23 protein-coding genes are annotated in these 25,620 nt (G+C 46.7%); 17 read left to right on the top strand and 6 right to left on the bottom strand.

Annotation, left to right across the window (positions count from 1 at the left end):
• Window positions 1-34: 34 nt before the first annotated feature.
• Window positions 35-1,474: a sodium:alanine symporter family protein gene (locus KU855_RS00695; protein WP_218528426.1), complete on the top strand. Its 1,440-nt coding sequence runs from the start codon at window positions 35-37 to the stop codon at window positions 1,472-1,474.
• Between the two features lie 99 nt (window positions 1,475-1,573).
• Window positions 1,574-2,347, top strand: a complete 774-nt coding sequence (gene yaaA, locus KU855_RS00690; protein WP_218528425.1) for a peroxide stress protein YaaA — start codon at window positions 1,574-1,576, stop codon at window positions 2,345-2,347.
• Window positions 2,348-2,417: 70 nt separating this feature from the next.
• Here yaaA and KU855_RS00685 read toward each other — a convergent pair whose 3' ends face one another.
• Window positions 2,418-3,821, bottom strand: a complete 1,404-nt coding sequence (locus KU855_RS00685) for a M20/M25/M40 family metallo-hydrolase (RefSeq protein ID WP_218528424.1) — start codon at window positions 3,819-3,821, stop codon at window positions 2,418-2,420.
• Window positions 3,822-3,956: 135 nt separating this feature from the next.
• Here KU855_RS00685 and KU855_RS00680 point away from each other — a divergent pair, with 135 nt between their 5' ends.
• A complete protein-coding gene (locus KU855_RS00680; RefSeq protein ID WP_218528423.1) occupies window positions 3,957-4,265 on the top strand; it encodes a metalloregulator ArsR/SmtB family transcription factor in 309 nt (102 codons plus the stop codon).
• Between the two features lie 57 nt (window positions 4,266-4,322).
• Here the strand turns inward: KU855_RS00680 and rpsT are convergent, their stop codons facing one another.
• Window positions 4,323-4,589 carry a 30S ribosomal protein S20 gene (gene rpsT, locus KU855_RS00675; protein ID WP_218528422.1) on the bottom strand — a complete coding sequence of 89 codons (267 nt, stop codon included), beginning with the start codon at window positions 4,587-4,589 and terminating at the stop codon, window positions 4,323-4,325.
• Window positions 4,590-4,910: 321 nt separating this feature from the next.
• Between rpsT and murJ the strand changes: the two genes are divergently transcribed.
• The 12 genes from murJ (at window position 4,911) to KU855_RS00615 (ending at window position 18,763) form a co-directional block, all read left to right on the top strand.
• Window positions 4,911-6,482: a murein biosynthesis integral membrane protein MurJ gene (murJ, locus tag KU855_RS00670; protein WP_218528421.1), complete on the top strand. Its 1,572-nt coding sequence runs from the start codon at window positions 4,911-4,913 to the stop codon at window positions 6,480-6,482.
• Window positions 6,483-6,527: 45 nt separating this feature from the next.
• Window positions 6,528-7,463 (top strand): bifunctional riboflavin kinase/FAD synthetase, encoded by a 936-nt coding sequence (gene ribF / locus KU855_RS00665; RefSeq protein WP_218528420.1) that lies wholly within the window; start codon window positions 6,528-6,530, stop codon window positions 7,461-7,463.
• A 30-nt stretch (window positions 7,464-7,493) separates the two neighbouring features.
• A complete protein-coding gene (gene ileS / locus KU855_RS00660) occupies window positions 7,494-10,316 on the top strand; it encodes an isoleucine--tRNA ligase (RefSeq protein ID WP_218528419.1) in 2,823 nt (940 codons plus the stop codon).
• 10 nt (window positions 10,317-10,326) lie between these two features.
• Complete coding sequence (gene lspA / locus KU855_RS00655) at window positions 10,327-10,833, top strand: signal peptidase II (RefSeq protein WP_218528418.1); 507 nt, start codon at window positions 10,327-10,329, stop codon at window positions 10,831-10,833.
• Window positions 10,834-10,847: 14 nt separating this feature from the next.
• Complete coding sequence (gene fkpB, locus KU855_RS00650; RefSeq protein ID WP_218528417.1) at window positions 10,848-11,264, top strand: FKBP-type peptidyl-prolyl cis-trans isomerase; 417 nt, start codon at window positions 10,848-10,850, stop codon at window positions 11,262-11,264.
• A 26-nt stretch (window positions 11,265-11,290) separates the two neighbouring features.
• Window positions 11,291-12,220, top strand: coding sequence for a 4-hydroxy-3-methylbut-2-enyl diphosphate reductase (ispH, locus tag KU855_RS00645; protein ID WP_218528530.1), 930 nt, complete (start codon window positions 11,291-11,293; stop codon window positions 12,218-12,220).
• A 238-nt stretch (window positions 12,221-12,458) separates the two neighbouring features.
• Complete coding sequence (gene pilV, locus KU855_RS00640) at window positions 12,459-13,016, top strand: type IV pilus modification protein PilV (protein WP_218528416.1); 558 nt, start codon at window positions 12,459-12,461, stop codon at window positions 13,014-13,016.
• Window positions 13,017-13,075: 59 nt separating this feature from the next.
• On the top strand, window positions 13,076-14,011 hold the full coding sequence (locus KU855_RS00635; protein WP_218528529.1) for a PilW family protein: 936 nt from the start codon (window positions 13,076-13,078) through the stop codon (window positions 14,009-14,011).
• A 1-nt stretch (window position 14,012) separates the two neighbouring features.
• Window positions 14,013-14,453 carry a PilX N-terminal domain-containing pilus assembly protein gene (locus KU855_RS00630; protein ID WP_218528415.1) on the top strand — a complete coding sequence of 147 codons (441 nt, stop codon included), beginning with the start codon at window positions 14,013-14,015 and terminating at the stop codon, window positions 14,451-14,453.
• A 2-nt stretch (window positions 14,454-14,455) separates the two neighbouring features.
• Window positions 14,456-18,037 carry a pilus assembly protein gene (locus KU855_RS00625; RefSeq protein ID WP_218528414.1) on the top strand — a complete coding sequence of 1,194 codons (3,582 nt, stop codon included), beginning with the start codon at window positions 14,456-14,458 and terminating at the stop codon, window positions 18,035-18,037.
• Window positions 18,038-18,047: 10 nt separating this feature from the next.
• The gene (locus KU855_RS00620; RefSeq protein WP_218528413.1) at window positions 18,048-18,446 is read left to right on the top strand and encodes a type IV pilin protein; all 399 of its coding nucleotides are present in this window, start codon (window positions 18,048-18,050) and stop codon (window positions 18,444-18,446) included.
• A complete protein-coding gene (locus KU855_RS00615; RefSeq protein WP_218528412.1) occupies window positions 18,446-18,763 on the top strand; it encodes a TapY2 family type IVa secretion system protein in 318 nt (105 codons plus the stop codon). Before KU855_RS00620 ends, KU855_RS00615 begins: the two co-directional genes overlap by 1 nt.
• A 6-nt stretch (window positions 18,764-18,769) precedes the next feature.
• On the opposite strand, the gene KU855_RS00610 is transcribed toward KU855_RS00615, so the two are convergent.
• Window positions 18,770-19,291, bottom strand: a complete 522-nt coding sequence (locus KU855_RS00610) for a GspH/FimT family pseudopilin (RefSeq protein ID WP_218528411.1) — start codon at window positions 19,289-19,291, stop codon at window positions 18,770-18,772.
• Between the two features lie 131 nt (window positions 19,292-19,422).
• Entirely contained in the window at window positions 19,423-19,938 is a 516-nt protein-coding gene (locus KU855_RS00605) for a GspH/FimT family pseudopilin (RefSeq protein ID WP_218528410.1), read from the bottom strand.
• A 144-nt stretch (window positions 19,939-20,082) separates the two neighbouring features.
• Between KU855_RS00605 and glnB the strand changes: the two genes are divergently transcribed.
• Entirely contained in the window at window positions 20,083-20,421 is a 339-nt protein-coding gene (gene glnB, locus KU855_RS00600) for a nitrogen regulatory protein P-II (RefSeq protein WP_218528409.1), read from the top strand.
• Window positions 20,422-20,446: 25 nt separating this feature from the next.
• Here the strand turns inward: glnB and KU855_RS00595 are convergent, their stop codons facing one another.
• Together KU855_RS00595 and KU855_RS00590 are read right to left on the bottom strand one after the other, a co-directional pair.
• Entirely contained in the window at window positions 20,447-21,307 is an 861-nt protein-coding gene (locus KU855_RS00595; protein WP_256260815.1) for a phospholipase A, read from the bottom strand.
• Between the two features lie 77 nt (window positions 21,308-21,384).
• A complete protein-coding gene (locus KU855_RS00590; RefSeq protein WP_218528407.1) occupies window positions 21,385-22,410 on the bottom strand; it encodes a LacI family DNA-binding transcriptional regulator in 1,026 nt (341 codons plus the stop codon).
• Between the two features lie 394 nt (window positions 22,411-22,804).
• Here KU855_RS00590 and KU855_RS00585 point away from each other — a divergent pair, with 394 nt between their 5' ends.
• Window positions 22,805-25,441: a TonB-dependent receptor gene (locus KU855_RS00585; protein ID WP_218528406.1), complete on the top strand. Its 2,637-nt coding sequence runs from the start codon at window positions 22,805-22,807 to the stop codon at window positions 25,439-25,441.
• Window positions 25,442-25,620 lie beyond the last annotated feature (179 nt).

The following is a 25,620-nucleotide window of genomic DNA, read 5'->3' as shown; positions in this document are numbered from 1 at the left end:
TTGGCGCCACTGCAACGGGAAGAAGTAAAACGATATGTTAGAAACGACTATTAATTTCCTCAATACCTTGCTGTGGAGCAAGTTGTTAGTTTACGGCCTAGTTGGCGCAGGATTATATTTCACATTGCGCCTCGCATTTATTCAGATAACCCATTTTGGCCACGGCCTTAAAATTATGGCCATAAGCCGCCAAGGCTCTGAAGGGGGCTTATCTTCATTTCAAGTGTTTTGTACGAGTATGGCGGCCCGCGTAGGGGCTGGTAATATGGCCGGTGTTGCCGTCGCGATTGTCGGTGGTGGACCGGGTGCGGTGTTCTGGATGTGGTTGATCGCCGTCTTAGGGATGGCGACCGCAATGGTTGAGTCGACCTTAGCTCAAGTCTATAAAGTGCGAGATCATGACGGTCAGTTCCGTGGTGGCCCAGCTTACTACATGGAAAAGGGCTTAGGTCAGCGTTGGATGGGGATCTTGTTTTCTATCTTCTTGATCGTGGCGTTCGGCTTAGTGTTTAATGCCGTCCAGTCCAATACCATTTCAGCGGCCATGGATCAGGTATTTGATGTACCGCCTACTTATATGGGCATTGTATTGGTGTTCTTGAGTGCTTTGGTGATCATGGGCGGCTTGAAAAAAGTTGCCAAGGTATCAGAAATCGTTGTACCAATTATGGCACTGGCCTATATCGCAATTGCTTTTGTGATTGTGATTATGAACATCCAGCAGTTACCCGCAATTTTAGTGCTGGTGGTCAAAAGCGCCTTCGGTTGGCAAGAAGTTGCCGCGGGCGGTGTGGCATATACCATAGCGCAAGCGATGCAGTCGGGGATTGCGCGCGGATTGTTTTCTAACGAAGCCGGCATGGGCTCGGCGGCAAACGTTGCTGCTAGCGCAACACCTAACCCTAATCACCCCGCTTCACAAGGGTTTGTGCAAATGATGGGGGTATTTGTTGATACCATAGTGATCTGTACGGCCACTGCCGCCATTATTTTATTGGCTGGCGATACCATAGGCTCTGGTGATGGTATTCAAGTGACCATTGCTGCCATGACTCAACATGTGGGTTCTTGGGGCGGCGGTTTTGTCGCCGTGGCAATTTTATTATTCTGTTTTACTTCGATTATTGCCAATTACTCTTACGCCGAAACCAACGTCATGTTCTTATGCGGCAATAGCAAAAAAGCGCTGCCTTTGTTCCGAGTCTGTGTCTTGGGGATGGTGATGTTTGGCGCTGTAGCGAAGATCGATTTGGTGTGGAATTTAGCTGATGTCTCGATGGGATTGATGGCACTAGTCAATATTATCGCATTGCTGTTGTTATCGGGCCTGGCTATTCGCGTGATTAATGATTATCGCAGCCAAGTGGATCAAGGCAAAACCCCTGAGTTTGACCGTAGTCAGTTTCCAGAATTGAATGAGCAATTAGATGATGATATCTGGTTGCCAGATGACCATTCGGTTAAGTCAAATTAAAGGTTTCGTTTAGCATTATCGAAAAAACCACGCCAGCAGTGCGTGGTTTTTTTTGGTCTGTTAGGTATGATGATAAAAGAATTTATGGAGAAATATCTCATGCTTATTTTAGTTTCACCGGCCAAAACCTTGGATTTTGAGCAGCCAGCGCCCACTGAGCAATTTTCGCAACCCAAACTATTAGCCCACAGCCAAGCATTAATCCCAGTGTGTCGCGAGCTAACGCCAATAGATATCGCGAGTTTGATGAAGGTGAGTGATAAAATTGCGGGATTAAATGCGGCGCGTTTTGCCAGCTGGCAACCGCCATTTCGCCTCAGCAATGCCAAGCAAGCGATGTTTGCTTTTCGCGGTGACGTGTATACCGGCTTAGATGCTGATTCCATGGATGCCGTGGTGATTAACCAAGCTCAGCAGCAATTGAGAATATTATCGGGCTTATATGGTTTGCTGAAACCTTTGGATTTAATGCAGGCCTATCGACTCGAGATGGGCACCAGCCTTAACAATCCTCGTGGTAACAACCTTTACGCTTTTTGGGGCGACATCATCACTGATGAGCTGAATCTCGAAATGGAACACCATCAAGATGGTTTGTTGGTTAACTTGGCATCTAATGAATATTTTAAGGCCGTTAAACCAAAGCAATTGGCGGCTCGGGTTATCACCCCAGTCTTTAAAGACTTTAAGAATGGTCAGTATAAAATTATTAGTTTTTACGCCAAGAAAGCGCGTGGCTTGATGACACGCTATTTACTTGAAAATAAAGTTGATAGTGTTGAGCAAATACTGGCTTTTAATCGTGATGGATATTATTACAGCCCGCAAGGCTCAAGCGCTGACTCGCCGGTATTTTTGCGCGACGCCCCTTAATCGCATTGATGATAACTGTCCACAGTGCAAGCAAGGTTGGCCTCAGCCTTAGTAACTGAGGCCTAACGGTTTAGTCTTGTTCTACTATCGGGCGCAAGGGTAACTCTGATTGGGCCATCAAATAGGTAAATTGGCTCCACACCGCTACATTTTGCTTAAGGCTGATAGGGTCAACCTTGTCTAAGGTGTCATTGGGGGTGTGGTGATAATCAAAATAATCCCGACCATCTTGCCTTAGTGACGCCACTGGAACGCCGAGCGCAGGAAATAGAGAAACATCAGGAGCCCCCCGCGCTTGATTGTTACCGGCGTTGACCCCTAAGTCAGCCAAGGGCATCATATAATGCTGTACGGCAGTCAATACTTCCGGGTTAACATTGACGTCCAGTTGATAAATGCTGCCGGCACCAAAGTCAGATTCTGCCGCAATATAGTGCAGATTCAGTTCATGTTGATGGTCGATGACATATTGTTTGGCACCCACTAACCCAATTTCCTCAGCCGCAAAGAGTACCACTCGTATGGTGCGAGCGGGCCGCGTCGGCAAATCGGCAATTAATTTAGCGGCGGCAGTGACGATAGCAACGCCTGCGCCGTCATCTAACGCGCCAGTGCCCTCATCCCAAGAATCAAGGTGAGCACCTATCAGGACGATTTCTTCAGGCTTACTGCTGCCGGTGAGCTCAGCAATAACATTGTAAGAGGTGGCCGTCCCTTGATCCTGTGGCGATAGGTCAAGCTGGATCCGCACGCCTTGTTGGCGCTTGAGCATGGCGGTTATCAGATCGGCATCCGGATTGGAGAGCGCGGCCGCCGGAATGGGCTTCACATCCGGTTGATAGCGCATCATGCCAGTATGAGGCATGCGATCACTGTCAGTACCTATGGAGCGAATAAGAATCGCCACCGCGCCTTTCTTCGCGGCGCTGACAGCGCCCTTGCTGCGGCCGGGTACCGTTTGCCCATAGCCTTGGCCATTGATATGACGCTCAGTTTTATGATCGATAAACACGATCTTACCAAATACCTCATCCACAGATGCGAGCTCGAGGGCGGCTAAGCTAGTAAAGCGAATGATATCGGCGGTGATGCCTTCCGCTGGGGTGGCTATGCTGCCTCCGAGAGCCGTGATCACTAGTGGTTGGGGGTAGGGGGCAACAATGTCGGCGTGAGCCTGACCTCTATGCCACACGGGAACGGTCACCGCTTCTTTATAGACGCGATCAAACCCTAGGCGATTCAATTGGGTTACAGCCCAATTAACCGCCTGTAAGTCAGCAGGCGATCCCGGCAATCTTGGACCCACTTCAACTGTTAATGATTCGAGTAATTGATATGCTAACTCTGAATCTTGACCTTTTTGCAATAATTGCAAGCTAACATTTTGATTTTTAACAATAGGTTCGTTAGTAGAGCATGCAGTTAATAAGGCTGATAACAGCAAAATCGGCCATTTATACTTAGGTAATTTCATAGCTATCCTTATATTTCTTTACGTACCTCTCATTTTTAAAAACAAGTTAGCAAAAAGTGTGGGATATGTCCCGACTATATTCCTAAGCTAAGGCTATATTAGGGGTGGTGATTGCTTACGGAGATAGAGCTCAAAATGAGTATAGAATTAATTCAACAACGCGCAGACCATGCGGTTGTATTATTAAAAGCATTAGCGAACGAGCGTCGTCTTTTTATTCTGTGTTATTTACTGACAGAAGGTGAAATGTGCGTCGGCGAAATGAACAAGAAATTGGGACTTAGCCAATCAGCCCTGTCTCAACACTTAGCTTGGCTGCGCAAAGATAATTTAGTCACAACAAGAAAAGAAGCGCAAACGGTCTACTATTCACTGAAGAGTGATGAAGTGAAGGCGATTATTCAGCTGCTGAATGACCTTTACGGAAATCATCAACCGCTGTAGTTAAGCGTTACAAATAAAAAAACCGGCCTAGGCCGGTTTTTTTTATTAACGTAAAGATTAAGCAACCAGTGCTTTGATCTTTGCGTTCAGACGAGCCTTTTGACGGGCAGCCTTGTTCTTGTGGATCAGGCCTTTAGTCGCCATACGATCTACGATAGGCTGGGCAGCGTTGAACGCAGCAACAGCATTAGTGTGATCGCCAGCTTTGATAGCAGCGATAACTTTCTTAACGTAGGTACGTAACATTGAGCGACGGCTGGCGTTATGCTGGCGACGCTTTTCAGATTGAAGCGCGCGCTTCTTTGCAGACTTGCTATTAGCCAAGGTGCAACTCCTAAAAACTGGGTTTAATATTTTTCAAAGGCCGAGGAATATGCCCGCATTTTGTGATTTTGTCAATGCCAATGAGTGAATATCGGTCATTAATACAAAATAATCCAACCTGACTTGGCTATCTTCAACCCAACTCGTGTAAGATGTGGCGCAATTCTACCAGTAAATGGATTGCTATGACAGCGTGAGTGATGATTTTTTACGAACTGGCGCACATCCCTTTAGCTAGCTGGGGTTTAACGCAGATTAAATGCTCGAATTTGGCTTACAAAGCCACCGATATTGATAAGAAATAGCTTTTGAGAGGCTCATTTGAGTAAAAAATTGATGCGTTCTGGCGCAATTGTCAGTGCCATGACGTTTATTTCACGCATATTAGGCTTGATCCGCGATATGGTCATTGCCAATTTAATGGGGGCTGGTAGCAGTGCCGATGTTTTTTTCTTTGCCAACAAAATCCCCAACTTTTTAAGGCGTTTGTTCGCGGAAGGCGCATTTGCACAAGCATTTGTGCCAGTGTTGACTGAATATCAAGAAAAAAAAACCAGCGCTGAGACCAAAGAATTAATCGCTAAAGTGTGTGGCACCTTGGGGGTGCTTGTGACTGGCGTGACCATTGTCGGCGTGATTGCCTCGCCGGTATTAACGGCACTCTTTGGCGGCGGCTGGTTTTGGGCTTGGCTGCATGATGAACCTGCAGGAGCCAAGTATGAATTAGCCTCTTTAATGTTAAAGATTACCTTTCCCTATTTGTGGTTTATTACCTTTACCGCGTTAGCCGGAGCCATCTTAAATACCCGTGGTCGCTTCGCTGTTTCAGCCTTTACCCCGGTGTTTTTAAATATTGCCATTATTACTGCGGCTATTTGGTTGTCGCCGAGTATGGAACAGCCGGAAATCGGCTTGGCCATTGGTGTGTTTATGGGCGGGGTGGTGCAATTATTGTTTCAAATTCCGTTTTTGTGGCGCGAAGATGCCTTAGTTAAACCTCGCTGGGGCTGGCATCACCCTGGGGTGGTCAAAATCCGCACCTTAATGATACCGGCGCTATTTGGGGTTTCCGTGTCGCAAATCAACTTGCTGCTCGACACCTTTATCGCCAGTTTTCTGATGACGGGCTCGATCAGCTGGTTGTATTACGCGGATCGCTTATTGGAGTTCCCGTTAGGCATTTTCGGCATTGCCATTGGTACGGTGATTTTGCCTGCGTTATCGCGGCGCCATGTGAATGACCATGGCGATGGCTTTAAGGCCACCATGGACTGGGGGGTGCGCGCTATCTTGTTGTTGGGGATGCCGGCCATGCTTGGATTGATTATCTTGGCTAAGCCAATGCTCATGGTGTTGTTTATGCGCGGTGAGTTCGAGATCAAGGATGTTGAAATGGCATCTTATGCCTTAGTCGCTTATGGCTCTGGTTTACTCAGTTTTATGATGGTCAAGGTATTAGCGCCCGGTTACTTTTCCCGTCAAGATACTCGAACGCCGGTACGCTACGGCATTATTGCCATGGTTAGTAATATGGCTTTCAACTTAGTCTTAGCCGTGCCGTTTGGTTATGTCGGTTTAGCCATTGCGACCTCGATGTCGGCTTTGCTCAACGCCGGTATGCTTTACTGGGGCTTGCATCGCCAAGGGGTGTACCAAGTTAGTCGTAAAACGGTCGTGTTCTTCGCTAAAACCTTACTCGCTACCGTCGCCATGGTCGCCTGCTTGTTATACATGATGCCGGAACAGCAAGCGTGGCTCGATTGGCACATCGCTGAGCGAACCGCTATCTTGCTGAAACTGATTGGTGTCGGTGCGGGAGTATACTTAGGGATGATGATTATTTGCGGCGTTAAGCCGTGGAAATTGAACAGCGGTGCTGATTCTCTTGGCTAGCTGTTATATAATCCGCCCATTTGCGTTAGGTAATGCTGGGTACATATGGAATTAATCCGCGGAATACATAATATATTACCGACGCATCGAGGCTGCGTACTGACCATAGGTAATTTCGATGGTGTTCATCGAGGGCATGCTAAGGTCATCGCCAATTTACGGGCTAAAGCCGAGCAGTATCGTCTACCTGCAGTATTGATGACGTTTGAGCCCCAGCCTCAAGAAATGTTTGCCGGTAATCAAGCGCCTGCTCGCTTGAGTTTATTGCGAGATAAGTTACTGTTGCTCGATGAATTGGGCATAGATCGCGTCTTGTGCGTTAATTTTAATCGTGCATTTGCGAACATGACCGCTGAAGATTTTATCGAAGAACTGCTAGTGAAAAAGCTCGGCGTTAAGTATTTAGTGGTCGGTGATGATTTTTGTTTTGGCCGCCAACGCCAAGGCCATTACGCCATGCTGTGCCGAGCGGGTGAAAAATTTGGATTTGCCGTCGAGAGTACCCAAAGTTTTATGGTGGGTTCGCATCGAGTCAGTTCAACAGAAGTGCGTGAACAACTGGCTAAGGGTAATTTAGAGCAAGCTAGACGTTTGCTTGGCCATCCTTACATTATGAGTGGGCGAGTGGCCCACGGCCAAAAAATTGGCCGAACCCTCGGTTTTCCGACAGCCAATATTGCGCTCAAGCGCTTAGTCGTGCCGGTGCGCGGTGTGTTTGCTGTCAGGGTGTTTTGGCCTGGTAGTGATATCTATGAGGGCGTTGCCAATATTGGCTTTCGACCGACAGTTAACGGCCAAAAGTGCCAACTCGAAGTGCATATTTTTGATTTTAATGAGTCAATTTATGGCAAGAGCATTGAGGTTGAGTTAGTGGCGAAGATCCGCGACGAACAACCCTTTGACTCTCTCGAGGCGTTACAAAAACAGATTTTAAATGATGCGGATAAGGCTCGGGCCTTATTTAGCAATGATGCAAGCTAGCCTTCTAGCTGAGTGAATGGTATGGGATCAATGAGCGACTATAAATCAACTTTGAATTTACCGGAAACCGAGTTTCCAATGCGTGGCAACCTGGCTAATCGGGAACCACAAATGCTGGAGCGTTGGACCTCAGAGCAACTTTATCAGCAGATCCGTGATAGCCGCGCTGGTAAAAAACCTTTTATCCTGCACGATGGCCCACCCTATGCCAACGGCAGTATTCATATTGGTCACTCGGTAAATAAGATCCTTAAAGACATTATTATCAAGTCTAAAACCTTGTCAGGCTTTGATGCGCCTTATGTACCGGGTTGGGATTGTCACGGTTTGCCAATTGAATTAAAAGTTGAGCAAAAAGTGGGTAAGCCTGGTCAGAAAATCACGGCGGCTCAGTTTCGCGAAGAATGCCGCAAGTATGCTCGTACCCAGGTCGATGGCCAACGTGATGACTTTATTCGTTTAGGTGTATTAGGCGACTGGGAACACCCGTACCTGACCATGGATTTCAGCACCGAAGCCAATATCATTCGTTCATTATCAAAAGTGATCGAAAATGGTCATTTGCATAAAGGGGTTAAGCCCGTTCATTGGTGTACTGATTGTGGCTCTGCGCTGGCTGAAGCGGAAGTTGAATACGAAGATAAAACGTCACCTGCTATCGATGTGGCTTTTGAGGCTAGCGATAAAGCCGCGGTATTAGCTAAGTTTGGTGTAAGTGATTACCCACACTCAGTGGCCATGGTGATTTGGACCACGACCCCTTGGACATTACCCGCTAACCGCGCGCTATCGTTGAGCCCAGAACTCGACTATGTGCTGGTTGAGTTTGAAAAAGAAGGTCAAACGCGGGCGGTGATTTTGGCCTCTGTGCTGGCTGAAGCCTGTTTGAGTCGTTTCGGCGCTGAATCTCATCAAGAACTGGGCACTGTTAAAGGCCAAGAGCTTGAGTTATTGCGCTTTAATCATCCATTTTACGATTTCGATGTCCCGGCGATTCTCGGCGACCATGTGACCACTGATGCCGGTACGGGTATCGTGCACACTGCACCAGGCCATGGCCAAGACGATTTCGTGGTGGGACAAAAATACGGTTTAGAAATTGCTAACCCGGTGGCGGATAATGGTGTGTATAAAGCCGACACCGAGATTTTCGCCGGGCAGCATGTATTTAAAGCCAACGACGCGGTGGTTGCGCTGTTAAAAGAAAAGGGCGTATTGCTGCATCATCAAGCGTATCGTCACAGCTACCCACATTGCTGGCGCCATAAAACACCCATTATTTTCCGTGCGACGCCGCAATGGTTTATTTCTATGGATAACCATGGCTTACGTCAGCAAGCCTTGACTGAAATCGAGCAAACCCAATGGATCCCTGATTGGGGTCAAAGCCGTATCGAAAAAATGGTTGAGAACCGTCCTGATTGGTGTATTTCGCGCCAACGTACTTGGGGCGTACCGATTACTTTATTTGTTAATCGTGAGACCGAAGAGCTGCATCCTGATAGTGTTTCTCTGATGGCGCGCGTTGCTAGTCGGGTTGAGCAACAGGGTATTCAAGCTTGGTGGGATCTCGATGCAACAGAGCTGTTGGGTGACGAAGCCGATCAATACCGTAAGGTCACTGATACTTTAGATGTGTGGTATGACTCGGGTTCTAGCTTTGCAACTGTAGTGGCTGCTCGCCCTGAATTTAATGGTCATCCAATTGATTTGTATTTAGAAGGCTCAGATCAACACCGTGGTTGGTTTATGTCATCGTTAATGATTTCAACCGCGATGAATGGTGAAGCACCATACAAGCAAGTGTTGACTCATGGCTTTACCGTTGACGGTAAGGGCCGCAAGATGTCCAAGTCCATCGGTAACGTGATTGCACCGCAAACTGTTACCAATAAATTGGGCGCGGATATTCTGCGCCTGTGGGTGGCGGCGACCGATTATAGCGGTGAAATGACCGTATCTGATGAGATCCTAAACCGCAGTGCGGATGCGTATCGTCGTATTCGTAATACAGCGCGATTCTTATTGGCTAACCTTAATGGCTTTGATCCGGCGACCGATATGGTTGCGGTTGAAGATATGGTGGCCTTAGATCGCTGGGTTGTGCGTCGTGCGGCTAACTTGCAGCAAGAAATTGTAGAAGCATACGAGCAGTATAACTTCCATTTAGTGACCCAAAAGTTGATGCAATTCTGCTCGGTTGAGCTTGGTGCGTTCTACTTAGACATCATTAAAGACAGACAGTATACGGCTAAAGCTGAAAGTCATGCACGTCGTAGCTGCCAAAGCGCATTATTCCATATCAGTGAAGCCATGGTGCGTTGGATTGCTCCAATTTTAAGCTTCACGGCTGATGAAGTGTGGCAATTACTGCCTGGTGAGCGCGACACCTTTGTATTTACCCAAGAATGGTATCAAGGTTTAGCGGCCGTCACTCTGGCAGATGACTTGGCCGACGATTACTGGCAACAGCTGTTAGCCGTTCGTACTGAAGTCAACAAGGTGATTGAACAAGCTCGTCGCGATAAGCGTTTAGGGGGCTCGTTGGATGCTGAAATCACATTGTTTGCCGATGATCAATTGGCCGAGCAATTGGCTCGCATTGGCGATGAGCTGCGTTTCGTACTGTTAACCTCTATGGTCAAGGTTGAGTCCTTTGCAAGCGCCCCAAGTGATGCGATTGCCACTGACATGGCGAACTTGAAGTTAGTGTTAGCTAAGAGTGAAGCCGAAAAGTGTGAGCGTTGCTGGCATCATCGTCACGAGGTTGGCAGCATCGATGCCCATCCAACCTTGTGTCAACGCTGTGTGACTAATATTGACGGCGATGGCGAAGTTCGCCAATTTGCATAGGGATTAAGACATGCCAACAAGCTGGAAGGACAGTGGCTTGCGTTGGTACTTTGTAGCGGTGCTGGTCTTCATTGCAGACCAGCTCTCAAAGCAATGGGTACTGGCCAATTTTTCATTATATGAGTCGGTGAATATATTACCGTTTTTCAATTTTACTTATGTGCGAAATTATGGCGCAGCGTTTAGCTTTTTAAGCGATGCTGGCGGTTGGCAGCGTTGGTTATTTACGGCTATCGCGATTGGCTTTAGCGTGGTGTTGACCTATTGGCTAAGACGACAATCTGCCAGTGAATGGCGCTTAAATTTGGCTTACACCTTAGTGATTGGCGGCGCGATTGGTAATTTGGTCGATCGATTAATGCATGGTTATGTGGTCGACTTTATCGACTTTTATTGGAAAACCAGTCATTACCCCGCGTTCAATATTGCTGACTCAGCAATTTGTGTTGGGGCGATATTAATGATTTGGGACGCCTTTAAACAACCAAAACCTGAGGCCGTAGAGCCTAAGTCGTAATCAAGGAGGTTAACATGACAACGGCATTAGTCTGTCATATGAATATTCTGCTAGCGGATGGCAGCACGGCTGAAAGCACGCGAGTGTCAGGAAAGCCGACCAAGCTTATGTTAGGCGACGCGAGTTTGAGTCCAGCATTTGAGGCTCACATTAGTCATTTGAACGAAGGCGATAGCCACAGGTTCAATTTGGCCGCTAAAGATGCATTTGGTGAAGTTAATCCTGATGCTATCCACCATCTCGACCGCAGTCGCTTCCCTGCTGATATGGCGCTAGAGGTCGGTGTGATTGTTAGTTTTGCCGGCCCAGGTGGCAGTGAAATTCCAGGCATTATCAGAGAGATTGCTGGCGACTCGGTGACTGTTGATCTTAATCACCCGCTGGCAGGTCATGAATTAACCTTTGAATTAGAAGTGTTGCAGGTACTGTGATGACAACGCGACTGGATGTAAAACAATTGGATATTTTTCTGGCGAATCCCCGCGGTTTTTGTGCGGGCGTCGATCGAGCGATCAGCATTGTTGAACGTGCATTAGAGCTGTTTAATCCACCGATTTACGTACGCCATGAAGTGGTACATAACCGATACGTGGTCGACAACCTCAAGCAACGTGGCGCCGTGTTCGTGGATGAATTGCATCAAGTCCCGGATGATAGCATAGTGATTTTTAGTGCGCATGGGGTGTCGCAGCAGGTACGTAAAGAAGCAAAACAGCGGGGACTTAAGGTGTTTGATGCGACCTGTCCGCTGGTAACTAAAGTCCATTTGCAGGTTACGCGTGCCAGCCGCAAAGGGGTGGAGTGTATCTTGATTGGTCACGAGGGACATCCTGAAGTCGAAGGCACCATGGGGCAATATGATAACCCGCAAGGTGGCGTCTATTTGGTGGAGTCTCCGCTGGATGTAGCTAAGCTGCAAGTGAAAGACCCTAACAACTTGTGCTTTGTTACCCAAACTACCCTATCAGTCGATGATACGATGGATATTATTGCGGCGTTGCAGCAAAAGTTTCCAACGATTGAAGGGCCACGTAAAGATGATATCTGTTATGCAACACAAAATCGGCAAGATGCAGTAAGAAAGATGGCCGATGATGTCGATTTGTTGTTGGTTGTGGGCTCGAAAAATAGCTCCAATTCGAATCGTTTGCGAGAATTGGCTGAAAAAGCCGGCACCCAAGCGTATTTGGTCGATAACGCTGACGATATTGATGGCCTTTGGTTTTCTGGCGTCAACAAGGTTGCGGTTACCGCTGGGGCTTCTGCTCCCGAAGTCTTAGTCAAGCAGGTGGTTGATGCGATCGCTGCCATGGCGCCTAATACCATCACCGAAGTTCAAGGCCGTGAAGAAGATATTGTATTCGCGGTGCCCGCAGAGCTGAGATGAGTTTTTAACTAAGCAATTGTTTTAACAGAAAAGAGACCTTATGGTCTCTTTTTTTTGGCCAGCAATGACTGAAAATAGCCCGTAAATGTGGGCTTTATTGGCTAAATATTGCTGGCTAGTATTTGATTTGTTATATAACATTAGTGTAATGGTTTTTGTGTGTATAAATCACAGATTTCAAAGATTATTTTGACTACATCTGCGTCAAAATAATGCCGACTTACGGAGAATTGACACCATGGGGGCAAATGTCAAAGGATTTTCCTTGATTGAGGTGCTGGTCGCTTTAGTGATCTTAGTCGTCGGTCTCGTTGGCATCTTCAATTTACATATCGTGGCAAAACGCGGCAGTTTTGAATCCTACCAGCAAACATTGGCGGCATATTATGCGAACGATATGCTTAGTCGCATGAAATTAAACACGCCAGAGCTTATCAATTATAAAGGGACCTACGTGGTCGCCACCGGCGCCACGGCTACAGCGCCCAAATCATGTGATGTGGTGGATCCTGCAGTGCTGTGCAATAGCGGTGAAATTCGGGCGTGGGATACCTATCAATGGCAATTTGGCCTCAATGGTAGTTATGAAACGCTCAATGGCTCTGCCGTCGGTGGATTAAACCAAGCGACGGCATGTATCGATGTCAATGCCAGTGGCGAGGTGCAAGTAGTGATTAGCTGGCAAGGCGTTCGACAACTCAGTGATGGTGCGGCATTGGCCAACGACTTTGCTAAGAGCTGTGGAAGCGCCAATCCCAAACGTCGGCAGTATTCTGTCTCAACTGTCATAGTGTAACTGAGAGGGTGTCATTCGTGAGAGGGCTATATCAGGGTGGATTATCGTTAGTCGAACTTATGGTGACCATGTTGATCGCCCTGTTTTTGACCTTGGGCTTATTCACCATGTTCAACATGTCTTCCAGTAATGTCACTACCACCAGTCAATTTAATCAACTGCAAGAGAATGGCCGTTTGGCATTCGCCTTGATGGAACCTGATGTCAGTCAGCTCGGTTTCTTTGCTGATATCACTGGCACAGAAATGATCCCGAATATCAATACCCAAATCCTAGCTAACCCGATTGCCCCAGCTAATGATTGTATCGGGGCTGGGGTCAATAATGCGACTTTTCCTGACGCCGCTTCGGGGCACTTTCGGCGTTTGTGGGGTTATGAGCAAGGGGGCCCTGACAGCTTATCTTGCCTTGCGGGGGCCAACGAAGTTAAAGACGGCACGGATGTTTTGCAACTGAAACGATTAATCGGGCCCGATATGGCCGCGCCCGATGATATTAATCGGCTTTATATGGGCGTTACGCCGAATCAAGCCGTTATTTTCTCCGGTGATCAAATTACCCCAGGGCTATTTAATGCACGTTTCTGGGAGTATCAGCATCATGTGTACTATATTCGCGATGACAATAACGGCGTGCCGGTGCTACGCCGCAAAACACTAACCAAAAGTGGCATGACTAATGATGAGCAATTGGTCGCCGGCATCGAGGATATGCGTATTTTATATGGCTTCGATAGTAATGGCGATGATAGTGCTAATAGCTTTATGCCGGCGGAAAATGTCACCAGCTTAATGTGGGATAACGAACTGTTTCAACGCTTGGTCGCGGTAAGAATTTTTTTGTTAGTGCGGGCGATTGATCAAGATATTACCTATACCAATGACATCAGTTACCGCCTTGGAGATAAAGTTATCCCTGCGCCCAATGATAATTTCCGCCGCCGGATCATGGCGACGACCATCATGCTAGAAAATCCAGTATTGATAAGGAATTAATATGAAGACCAGGAAAAAGCAGCAAGGAGTCGTGCTGTTCTTGTCATTGATTATCTTATTATTGATGACGTTAATTGGTGTGGCTTTAGCCACTAATTCCACCCAATCATTGCGAATGGCTGGTTCAGGTTCTGATCGAGTCAGTGCATTAGCCAGGGCAAACGGGGCCAGTCAGCGGCTAATAATAACTCAGCCGGCACAAGGTTTAGCCAATCTCACGGCTGAAATAACTAATGTCGACCAAAAGCTTGACGCTAGTAGCCGAGTGATCCCGATGCAAACGGATGATCTTGATTGCCAGCGTAGTTCACAAGCCAATGCCAATAATATTATTAGTTGTCGGCGCATCGAAATACGGACGCAAGTCAAATTTGGTCAACACGATCTTGGACGTTTAACCACAGTGACCGGAGTGGAGCAAGAAGTGCTCTCAGGGAGTTAACCATGTTAGCGAAACAATCTATGGTGGCGCTGCTTGTTGCGTCGGCTGTTTGGGCCAGTATGAGTGTGGCCGATGATACCGAACTTTATGTGTATGAATCGTCAGCACGTGCAGGCGCTCGTCCGCAAGTCCTGATCATTTTTGATAACTCCGGCAGTATGAGAACCATCGAGAATGATGCGGAGGCGAATTATGATCCTGCCGTGACATACCCAGCGGTCGGCAGCGATAACTCTTTGCAAGAACGTATGATCTACTTTACCAAAGGGGGGGTAGACAATAGCGCGATGCCAGTGCCAGACAGCCCTTCTGAGAGCCGTCGATTTCTTGCGACAATTAATGGCTGTGAGTCGTCTTGGACCTATTTAGAACGTTATGGGGTATTTACCGGCTTTTTTCGTGAGTATGGTTTTAAAGGACAAAATGGCAGCTGGCAACAAGTACCAGACAGCAATGGTGCTAACTTAGAGATTCTTGATTGCTTTGAAGATATCGAGAATAAAAAGTGGCGCAATGCGGATGGTCAACCCTTTGGCTTCCCGGTTGATAGTGAAGGAAGTAAACAAAACCCTGTTCGTTATACTTATGCCGATAACCACTCAACCGAACAACAATTTGATGCGGCCTTAACTAAAGCGAAATTAACCGGGTTTGGTACCGGTGAACCCCTCACGCTGTATACCGATAATTATTTACGTTGGTTCCATGGTGATAAAGAAACTGAACCGAAATCTCGGTTGCAAATTGCGAAAGAAGTAATTTCCAATACCATTGTCACGACGCCTGGGGTCGATTTTGGCTTAGCGGTATTTAATATTAATCATCCCAGAGAAAATTTTGCCGATGGTGGTCGAATCATTAAGGGCATTAGCCATATGGATGAAGCAACTAAGCTGTCAATCCTATCGACTATTAATGATTTAGATCCCGAAACTAATACCCCCTTGTGCGAAACCCTGTACGAAGCCAGTCAATATTTTGGTGGTTTAAACGTCGATTTTGGTGATGATGATAAGAAACCTAGCAACTACAACTACCGACCTAATACGCCGCCACGAGATATGACAATTGAGAAAAATGGCCGGTATGAGTCGCCATTCAAGAGTTGCCAAAATCAAGCTTATGTCGTTTATATTACTGATGGTAAACCTACGGTTGATGAAGCGGCTAACGCCAAGATAACCAGTCTACCGGGGGTCAATAGCACCAAGTATTACGATTCTAAAAATAATATCAGCAGTTATTTACCTAACCTTGCCGAGTGGATGCATAAGCATGATGTCAACGACAGTTTGCCCGATATGCAAACCGTTAACACCTATACCATTGGCTTTAGTGATGGCGCCAATGATGCGGCCCCCTTATTGAAAAAAACGGCTGAACTCGGTGGCGGAGAATATTATGCCGCGAAGAATGCGTCACAATTGCAGGCCGCTTTACAGCAAGTGTTTTCTGAGATTCTGGAAGTGAATGCCAGTTTCACCTCCCCTTCCATTGCCAGTAATAATTTCGATAGAACGCAAACTTTCGATTCGGTGTATTACGCCATGTTCCTGCCCAACAAAGGCCCACGTTGGATGGGGAACCTCAAGAAGTTCAAAGTGTCGAGCCGGGGGGATATTGTCGATGTCAATGGGGTTAAAGCCATTGGTAGTGATGGCTCGTTGAAGTCTTCTGCTTGTTCCTATTGGACTAAATCGCAAACCTGTACTCGTGCCAGTAATGGCGGCGATGGTAATGAAGTCGCGTTAGGCGGCGCGGCTGAAGTGTTAAGGGATACTGCCAATCGAGTGCTGTATAGCAACATCGGCAGTCATGGCAGTTTAGCGGCATTAAACGTGAATAATGCCACCAATTTTGCCGGTGGTTCGGACGCGCTTAGTGACCATTTAGGGGTGAGTAGTCAACAATTTAGTCACTTATTTAATTGGCTGAAAGGCCAAGATGTTGACGATGATGATGGTAATAATAATACCTCAGAGCGTCGTCTTGATATTTTGGGCGACCCACTGCACTCTAAACCGTTAGCGATTAATTTTGGCAGTGAAACATCGCCAGACATTCGTATTTTAGTGGGAACCAATCATGGTTTCTTGCATATGTTCAAAGATGCCGGTCATTCGGTGACTGAGTCATGGGCGTTTATGCCTTATGAGTTATTGCCGAATGTGCGTGAACTCAGAGCGAATGTGCCAACCGGTGTTCATTCGGTGTATGGCATAGATAGCCCGCCGATTGCCCATGTGTTTAAAGATGCCTCTGGCCAACAGAAAGTGTGGTTGTTTGTTGGGATGCGTCGTGGCGGTAATAGCTACTACGCTTTAGATATTAGTAACCCTGACAGCCCTAAAATGATGTGGAAAGTCGGTTCAGACTCCGACGGCATGAGTGAACTTGGTCAAAGCTGGGCTGAACCCATTATTACTAAGATCCCAGGCTGGCCAATCGGTAATACTGACGGTGGCAGTGCGAAACCTGTGGTGATCATCGGAGCGGGCTATTCGCCTGCGGGTAAAGATGCTGAAGATATCGGCCTCGATGATAGTCGCGGCCGTGGTATCTTTATCTTAGACGCTGCAACGGGAGCCTTGGTGTATCACATTGGCCGGGGCTCTGGTGGTAAGGTGCTGTCTGTCCCCAGCATGAAAGACAGTATTCCTAACTCGGTGGCCGTGCTTGACAGTAACGGCGATCGGTTAACCGATAGAATATATGCGACCGATACTGCGGCCAATGTGTGGCGAATTGATTTGCCTGGGCCTAATCCTACTGATAGCGATAGGCCTTGGACGGCATTTAAATTTGCCAGTTTGGGGAATGATACAATTTCTGAAGATCGCCGTTTTTTTGCTGAGCCCGTAGTCGCCCAAACCGTGTTTAGTAACCTCAATGAAGTCCAGGTTACAGTCGATGGCACGACGACGACTAAACTCAGTTATCAAAATGTCCCTTACGATGCCGTGGTGGTCGGTTCAGGGCATCGGCCGCATCCTACAGATAAACGCCGTAATGATATGTTTTTTGTCTTACAGGACCGAAATGTTGTTAGTCAATCGTTTGGTACATCACAAACTCCCGTGCCTGCGCCGTTGAGTTTGAGTGATTTGTACAATGTCACCCATGCCGCGCCTGAAAGTCAGGCGGATAATGTGGAGTTTGGGTTAAAACGTGGCTGGTATTATGATTTTGGTGGCATTGGCGAGAAGACATTAGCTGGAGCAACAATTTTACAAGGGCGGGTGTTTTTCACATCGTATTTGCCAGGAAATACCAATGCGTCTGATTCATGCTTAGTTGCTGGTGAAGGGCGCCTATATGGCTTTGATCTGCATAAAGGTACCCGAAGTTATCAACAAGAATATATGGTGATGGGTGAACGCGTACCGGATACGCCGCAATTGGTTATACCTCCCTCTAGTGGCGATGGTAACGATAATTACATGTACTTGATTGGTATCGGTGCTGCCGGCGATGAAATGCTTAAAATTCCCGCCGATAACAGTGATGGCTGCGCCGAGGGCGATAATAAATGTGTGGGTGGTGGCTTAGGGGTTAATCGTATCTACTACCACATAGACGAATAGGACGAGCAAGATGAAGCAGGCTGATATTCAGCAGGGATTTACGTTAATCGAGTTAATGATAGTCGTGGTTATTGTCGGGATTTTAGCGTCAATAGCCTATCCATCTTATACCCGCTATGTTGCCCAAGGCGCTCGCGCCGAGGGCCAAGCCGCCGCGCTGCGAGTGGCCAATTTACAAGAGCAGTATTATATGGATCATAAGGTGTTTACCACGGATATGACAAATTTAGGGCTAGGGGTCAGTCCGTTTGTAAGTGAATCTGGCTTTTACACTGTGACTAGCGAACTCAGTGATGGCACTTTTATCGTGAAGGCGACAGCCACCGGGGTGCAAGCCACTCGCGATCCTGACTGCCCAGAGTTGTCGTTAACTCAATTGGGTGTTAAAGCACCGAAGGAGTGTTGGTAATGAAATGGTTGATAACGATGGTATTGATAGCTATCAGCGCGAACCTCAGTGCGAATACTAGCGCTAGCACCAATCAACATAGTGAGCGTAAAGACTACAAGTGCTTTGTGGAAACCACGGTGGGCAATCAAATTCACTTTTTTAGCAGCAAAGTGAAACACACCAGTAAAATTGCCTCTGGTTTAGTAGCGACTAAGATTGGCAATGCTGATGGCAAAGGTATGGTGTACATAAAAGATGTGTTGGAGTGCGTGGCAAGCGACGAGAGTTTTACTCTCGTCGACGCGGTGGCTAAAGATGAGCAAACCGTGCGGTAGTTGCGGTTAATTGCTGTCGCAGGCTACCTGACTGCTGGGATTAATGTTGCCCCTATTGTCGACACTCAGGCTTTTTGTATTGCTACTGTCGACGCTTGAGGGGCAATAACTAAAGGTCACTGCGTTTGCGGAAACAAAATGACCTTTGGTATCAAAACTGATCTTGGCGATTGAGCCAGAAAGGAAATCATCTGACGGAATATCGGTTACCCGCTTTAACACTTTATCCGGACGCGTTGCATCACTATTATCACTAAATACTTGGTAGCCATTGCTCCAGTTATTACCACAGGTCATATCAATGCTACTCAGTGGGCATATGCTGACAATGGATTGATAGCTCACCGCCTGCGAGCGCGCCAAGATGATGGCTTGTTCTAGTTGTTCTAAGCCTTTGTCAGCGCGAGTTTGTTGGTACATGTTAGTTAATGATGGCACGCCAATGGTCAATAGAATAATGGCTATGGTCATGGTGATCATTAATTCGACTAAGGTAAACCCTATCTGAGTATTAATCCGTGTTTTCATGGTGTCCTCCGCTGATACCCTAAGTATACATGAGACGCACGGACTCAACCCATAAATTAATAACCCAATCATTTCGTTATCAGGTTCAGGTTAAACATACCCTTGTTGTGATGATTTGCCGCTAAACCTATTTATTGACAACGAATAGGCTGACGTTGGCTGAGCCTAATTCGTCCGGCATTATTAATGATTAAGGCTTGGGAATACTGACTCTCCTTGTGGCCGGGGCAGTAGGTAAAGGTTCCATTACTGCCGGAGCTCAGTCCGCTCGGTAAAAATCGGATGCGCGCACGATTAAATTGCACGGTATCATCGGCATGAAATGAATGGGTGCTGAGTAACAGGCGATCATTGCTGCCGAGCTGGCCATCGGCATTGATATCAATAAATACGCTTAACCCGCGCTGCCAGTGGCTATCACAACGATTATTCGCCAACGGACACACGGTCACGCGGCTGCCAAAACTGATGGCTTGATTACGAGCAAACATCAAGGTTTGTTGGATCAGTGCAATCTGTGTTTTGCCTCGATAGGCTTGCCATTGGCCAGTCAAGTTGGGGGCGGCAATTAAGATTAAGATAACCAAGATGGTCATGATAATCATCAGTTCAACTAAGCTGAAAGCGTGTGGACGATAAAGTGACATACGTCGATACCATTGAGGCATCCCAGCGAAATAAGGTCCTTTATTTGAACTTAATTATAGATGCAGATATCCGATTAAGGGGCTTTAGCAAACGCAGGCTAACTGGTAAGCTTTAATAATATTGGTAAGTGATTGGAGTGGATGATGAAAAAAGTTGAGGCCGTGATTAAGCCTTTCAAATTGGATGATGTACGCGAAGCCTTAGCTGAAATTGGAATTACCGGCATGACGGTTTCTGAAGTCAAAGGTTTCGGTCGCCAAAAGGGTCACACCGAACTGTATCGTGGTGCCGAATATATGGTCGATTTTCTCCCTAAGGTCAAAATTGAATTAGTCATTCAAGACGATATGCTAGAGCAGGCGTTAGATGTGATTGTGGACACGGCTCGCACCGGCAAAATCGGTGATGGTAAGATATTTGTGACCGAGGTCGAGCGAGTCATCCGAATTCGTACCGGGGAAGAAAACGAAGAGGCCGTGTAGGCCTCTTGTGATCTGGATTAGCCCCTTAAAAGGCGATACCAATACCCACGGCATTGTCGTAGTGGTTATAGTCTGAAATCGTCAGGCCATAGCCACTTTGCAGGGTTAAATATCCTTGCAATCCTTTATAGAGTGGGAAGCGCCAACTGAGTTCTTCATATCCCTTGGACAACCCACTTTCAACGATATTACGCACCGTTAAACTCAATTGATGTTGGCCAAGATACCAATCTGCCTTGATGCGGCCATAGCCTAAGTAGTCTTCGATGTCTGGGTTATAGTTGGTACTGGTGACATTGGCTCTGAGCCAAGGCTTGATACTGAGTTTAACCTCGCCTAAGTCTAAGAAAAATTCGGCGTAAACACGATTCCAGCTGCGTTCATACACACCGCCCTTGCCATTAGACTGGTGCTCGAAACCGACACTGGTACTTTGCCATAGGTGATCGGGCTTACCGTGGATCCACGTCCAAAACAGTTGCGGCTGATATTGACTATCGCGAAAGTACGCTGATTTATCATAAGCCTGCCAGTTTGATATTTGTGAGTAAGCCAAATAGAGCCCGTCGTTAGCGGTAAACAGATTATTGGCTAAGCCATATTTGAGGCTGAATTGAAATTGCACATTGGTATTGCCGACGGCATCGCCATTGGGATTTTGCGGTCGGTAATACGCTTGATTGACTGATTGGGTTTGAAAGACGGGCAAGACATAATTAGTGTCAAATAAGGTTAATTGATACACATCTTTGGCCGGATGCAGCCCCGCGACACCGGTGAATGTCTGCTGACTGGCTGGGGTTGAAACCAAATGATGATCGTCTTCATGAGCCGAAAGTGATAGCGACAATCCTGCAATAGCGCCACCAATAAGTAATAACTTCAATGTCATGCCCCCTAAATATTGTTATGTTGCTATTAGGGTAGCTGAAAATTATCAAAAGTTGATTTCGTAGGCTTAATTTAATCTGTTGGTTTGGCGGTGGAATCTCGCACCACGGGTTGGGGAATAAAGATATGACCATCAATATGATCACGTCGCCGACATTTATTGATTAAATTACACGTCGCTAACTGGGCAATCTCTTGATTGGGTTGATGTACGGTTGTGAGTTTTGGCCAGGTTTGGCGAGAAAACGGGCTATCCTCAAAGCCGACAATCGAGATTTGTGCCGGGATAGCTACGCCTGACAATCGTGCAGCAAACAAGGCGCCAGCGGCGATTTCATCGTTACAGGCGACGATGGCAGTCGGCGGTGTTGGCAGCGCGAGCAAGGTATTCGCGCCAGCCACCCCTGATTCAAAACTGTATTGGCCATCTATCAGGTAATCCGGATTGGCACTGAGTCCGTGTTGATCTAAGGCTTGCAAAAAGCCATCAAAACGTTGTTTGGTGGATTGATGCTGGGTATCACCACTGATAAACGCGATTTGTGAGTGGCCAAGTTCAATCAAGTGTTCGGTAATCGCAATCGCCCCCACTTTATCATTGACTAATACCTGTAATCCTTGGGCTGGCGTTTGCGTATCTGGGCTCGCGCCGGCAATAATCCGCACATATTGAGCGCCAATGTTATCCAGTGCCGCTAAGACATGCGGGTTTTCAGATAACGGCGGGGTTAACACTAAGCCGGCTAATTTGGTGTGTAAAATTAAGTCGCACAGCTCTTGGCAAATATCATCAGAGCTCGCATCGCAGGGGTGAATTAAGAGCTCATAACCTTGATCGCGACAGGCAGATAAAATCCCGTTTTGCATCTCAATAATATAGTAAGCATTAGGGTTGTCATAAACAAAGCCAATCACATAAGCACTGGACGATGCGAGGTTTCGCGCCGACTGATTGGGTTGATAATGCAATGCCTTAATGGCCTCATTGACTTTATCTATGGTGCTTTGTTTGACCTGAGGCTCATTGTTGGTGACTCGGGAAACGGTTTTTATCGAGACTCCAGCATATTTAGCGACATCATTAATGGTTACTTTCATGAGTATTCTTGCTTTTTATCCGGCAATAAACGCGCTAGCTGGTTTGACCACTAGGCAGGGCTGGCTGATGGTCATACCAGCGAGCGTTTACTTAATATTGTCTTAATTGTCAGTATATTACTCTTAAAATGTCCTTCAAAATAGGGCTTTTAAGTCAGAATGTTGCATCTTTGTGATCTAATTAGTTCTAACCTCTTGTTTATCAATGTTAAATAAAATGTCGTCATCGAGGGTATTGCCCATTTTAGATCGGTTTTTTTACATGTTACGTTATTTTGTTGTGGCATGGCTGTTATTTTTTGTGTAATGTTTGCTCGGTCATGACAGCGTTGTCATTCTTTTGTGAATGGTTGTGGATGAAAACAATAAAAAACCGTATGGAAGGGAAACAAAGATGCAATCATCTAACTTAAAGAAAACCCTACTGGCGTCACAGATAGCACTGCTGTTAAGCGGTGCTGTATCTATGGGCGCTATTGCTGCTGAAGCTGATACTAAAACCAATACGGCTGATGCAGATATCGAAACCATCGAGGTCACTGGTATTCGAGCTTCACAGCAAGCGAGTCTTAACACCAAGCGTTTTTCCGACGCTGTCGTTGATGCCATCACCGCTGAGGACATTGGTCAGTTCCCAGACGGTGACATTGGTGAGTCTCTGGCGCGTATTCCAGGTATCACAGTCAACCGTCAATTTGGTCAAGGTCAACAAGTGTCGATCCGCGGCGCCTCGAATCAGCTGACCCGTACCTTGCTCAACGGCCACACGGTTGCTTCAACCGGTTGGTATGATCAACAAGCCATTGACCGCAGCTTTAACTACAGCTTATTACCCCCTGAAGCTATCGGTTCGATTGAAGTCTACAAATCATCGCAAGCCGATCTGCCAGAAGGCGGTATTGGTGGTACTGTGATTGTAAATACTCGCAAGCCACTGGATATCAAAGCCAATACGGGTTTCTTAAGTGTCAAAGGTGATTACGGGACTGTGTCTGAAGCCACGGATCCAGAATTATCAGGCCTGTATTCTTGGGCAAATGATGATGAAACGTTTGGGATCATGGGCTCGGCCTCTTTTTCAAAAACCGAATATCAACGTAACGGTATTGAATCTCTGCTAGGCTGGGGCGAAATCGTTCCAACTACCTTCCAACAAGAGCGTGAGCGCCAAGCGTATAACGTGGCCATGCAGTACCGTCCAACCGATAATTTAGAGTTCGGACTCAATATCTTAAGTTTGCAGTTGGATGCGAACAACGCCAACACTTCCATCTTCCTATTCCCAACCCAACAAGGTGTCAACACCTGTAATAGTGTCAACGCTGCTGGGGTGTGTACCTCGGTTGAGCACACGGGTGAAGGTGCATTTGCGTGGGCACAAACTTGGGCTCGTAAAGCGAGCATGACGTCTGATACCTATACCTTTGATATCAACTATGAAGGTAATGGTTATACCCTCGACGGGTTAGTGGGAACGACTAAGTCAGATGGTGGTACCGATCTGACGGCGAATTATGGTAACTCCATTGGTCAACCAGGTGATTTCAAAGGCACTTATGATGCCACTGGTGACAAAATCAACATTAATATCGCCAATAACAGCTTTGGTCCGGAAGATTTTAATGGTGCGATTGGTCCTGCCGGTTGGTCGCTAAAGAAGCAACCAAACTCTGATGAAGAAACCTACGCGCAGTTTAATCTCACCGTTCCTGTCGACTTTGGCGCTATCAATAGCATCAAGACTGGGGTTCGTTACGCCGACCATACGGTAACCCAAACCACTGAAGCTGCAATCACTACCGATGCGAGCATCGCCGCAGCAACCGGAACGGCTGCAGATTACTACAGTGGCACTATCTCATCTGGTGCGGGTTTCACGCTGCCAAAACCTAATTATGACGCCATGATCAATGGTGCCAATGCCGCCATTACCGGTTTCCAATTAGATAAGTCCGGTTACGGTACCTTGGATGAAAAGAATTTAGCCTTGTATGTGATGGCTAATTTTGAAGCCGATGGTCTGCGTGGTAACTTTGGTCTGCGTTATATTTCAAGTGATGTTCAATCGGATTACTATGCTTTAGGTGCTGACGGTAAATTTGCTAACAACTTGAGCACTGATAAGCACGACTATAGCGATGTGTTGCCTAGTATTAACTTAGCATTCGACGTAGCACCCGATGTCATCCTGCGTGCTTCTGCGGCGCAAGTGATCTCGCGCCCTAACTATGCGGATCTGTTTGCTACTTCAACCTTACCAGGGTTCAATGATGGTACGCCAGGTAACGAAGTCGTGAATCAGGGCAGTGTGTCATTAAATCCATTTAAGGCAACTCAAGCAGATTTAGGGCTGGAGTGGTACTTTAGTGCCGATGGTTTAGTCGCAGCGACTTACTTTATCAAAGACGTTAGTTCATTCTCATCTACCCGTCAGGTGTTAAACCAACAAATTGGTATCAATGATAATGATTTGATTGATGCTGGCGGTAGTAGCTGTGGTGTGGGTATCTACGATTGCTGGACAGTCAGTGAGCGCTATAATGCCAATGGCGGTAAAATTGACGGCATCGAATTACAAATCCAAGATTCGTTCGATAACGGTTTAGGTTACGCCGCTAACTATACCTATGCTGATGCCGGTTCTCCTGCAGAAAACTATCCTGACTTAGTTGGGGTATTCTCTGATTCATCTAAGCACACCGTCAATTTAGTGGGCTTCTATGAAATGGATGATTTTGCCGCGCGTTTAGCCTATAACTGGCGCAGTGAGTACATGATCCGTGAATTACCTGGCTTCTATGGTAACCGTATGCACCAAGATTATGGTCAGCTAGATTTGAGTGCTAACTATAATGTGACCGATTATCTGACGATTGTATTCGAAGCGGTTAATATCACTGAAGAAGACAGCATCCAAAAAGGTGTCTCGCCATTAAATGCGGAAGTTAATCCCGAGTTTATGGCCGATTACCCAGTATGGAGCTTTGATGGTGAAGCCCGTTATAAGTTAGGTGTTACCATCAGCTTCTAAGCATAATCGATGAGGATTATGGATAAGCTCTAATCAAAGCCCGGCATTTGCTTAATGCCGTTCACTTAGTGTGAACGGCATTTTTCTTAGACTTAATGGGATACTTGTTTTTACTCATTTTTAACGCACGTGGATAGGCCCTATCCCGTTTCCCATCAAGCTTGAACTGTCTCGCATTA

This window comes from Shewanella sp. NIFS-20-20, assembly GCF_019209865.1.
Classification (GTDB): Bacteria; Pseudomonadota; Gammaproteobacteria; order Enterobacterales; family Shewanellaceae; genus Shewanella.
Note: the sequence above shows the minus strand (reverse complement) of the source record. Positions and strands in the feature narration are given on the sequence as shown.

Bases quoted from the DNA above. Each gene is read 5' to 3' on its own strand.
- KU855_RS00695 (WP_218528426.1), top strand. From the start codon at position 35: ATGTTAGAAACGACTATTAATTTCCTCAATACCTTGCTGTGGAGCAAG.
- yaaA (WP_218528425.1), top strand. From the start codon at position 1,574: ATGCTTATTTTAGTTTCACCGGCCAAAACCTTGGATTTTGAGCAGCCA.
- KU855_RS00685 (WP_218528424.1), bottom strand. From the start codon at position 3,821: ATGAAATTACCTAAGTATAAATGGCCGATTTTGCTGTTATCAGCCTTA.
- KU855_RS00680 (WP_218528423.1), top strand. From the start codon at position 3,957: ATGAGTATAGAATTAATTCAACAACGCGCAGACCATGCGGTTGTATTA.
- ribF (WP_218528420.1), top strand. From the start codon at position 6,528: ATGGAATTAATCCGCGGAATACATAATATATTACCGACGCATCGAGGC.
- ileS (WP_218528419.1), top strand. From the start codon at position 7,494: ATGAGCGACTATAAATCAACTTTGAATTTACCGGAAACCGAGTTTCCA.
- lspA (WP_218528418.1), top strand. From the start codon at position 10,327: ATGCCAACAAGCTGGAAGGACAGTGGCTTGCGTTGGTACTTTGTAGCG.
- fkpB (WP_218528417.1), top strand. From the start codon at position 10,848: ATGACAACGGCATTAGTCTGTCATATGAATATTCTGCTAGCGGATGGC.
- pilV (WP_218528416.1), top strand. From the start codon at position 12,459: ATGGGGGCAAATGTCAAAGGATTTTCCTTGATTGAGGTGCTGGTCGCT.
- KU855_RS00635 (WP_218528529.1), top strand. From the start codon at position 13,076: ATGGTGACCATGTTGATCGCCCTGTTTTTGACCTTGGGCTTATTCACC.
- KU855_RS00630 (WP_218528415.1), top strand. From the start codon at position 14,013: ATGAAGACCAGGAAAAAGCAGCAAGGAGTCGTGCTGTTCTTGTCATTG.
- KU855_RS00625 (WP_218528414.1), top strand. From the start codon at position 14,456: ATGTTAGCGAAACAATCTATGGTGGCGCTGCTTGTTGCGTCGGCTGTT.
- KU855_RS00620 (WP_218528413.1), top strand. From the start codon at position 18,048: ATGAAGCAGGCTGATATTCAGCAGGGATTTACGTTAATCGAGTTAATG.
- KU855_RS00615 (WP_218528412.1), top strand. From the start codon at position 18,446: ATGAAATGGTTGATAACGATGGTATTGATAGCTATCAGCGCGAACCTC.
- KU855_RS00610 (WP_218528411.1), bottom strand. From the start codon at position 19,291: ATGAAAACACGGATTAATACTCAGATAGGGTTTACCTTAGTCGAATTA.
- KU855_RS00605 (WP_218528410.1), bottom strand. From the start codon at position 19,938: ATGTCACTTTATCGTCCACACGCTTTCAGCTTAGTTGAACTGATGATT.
- glnB (WP_218528409.1), top strand. From the start codon at position 20,083: ATGAAAAAAGTTGAGGCCGTGATTAAGCCTTTCAAATTGGATGATGTA.
- KU855_RS00590 (WP_218528407.1), bottom strand. From the start codon at position 22,410: ATGAAAGTAACCATTAATGATGTCGCTAAATATGCTGGAGTCTCGATA.
- KU855_RS00585 (WP_218528406.1), top strand. From the start codon at position 22,805: ATGCAATCATCTAACTTAAAGAAAACCCTACTGGCGTCACAGATAGCA.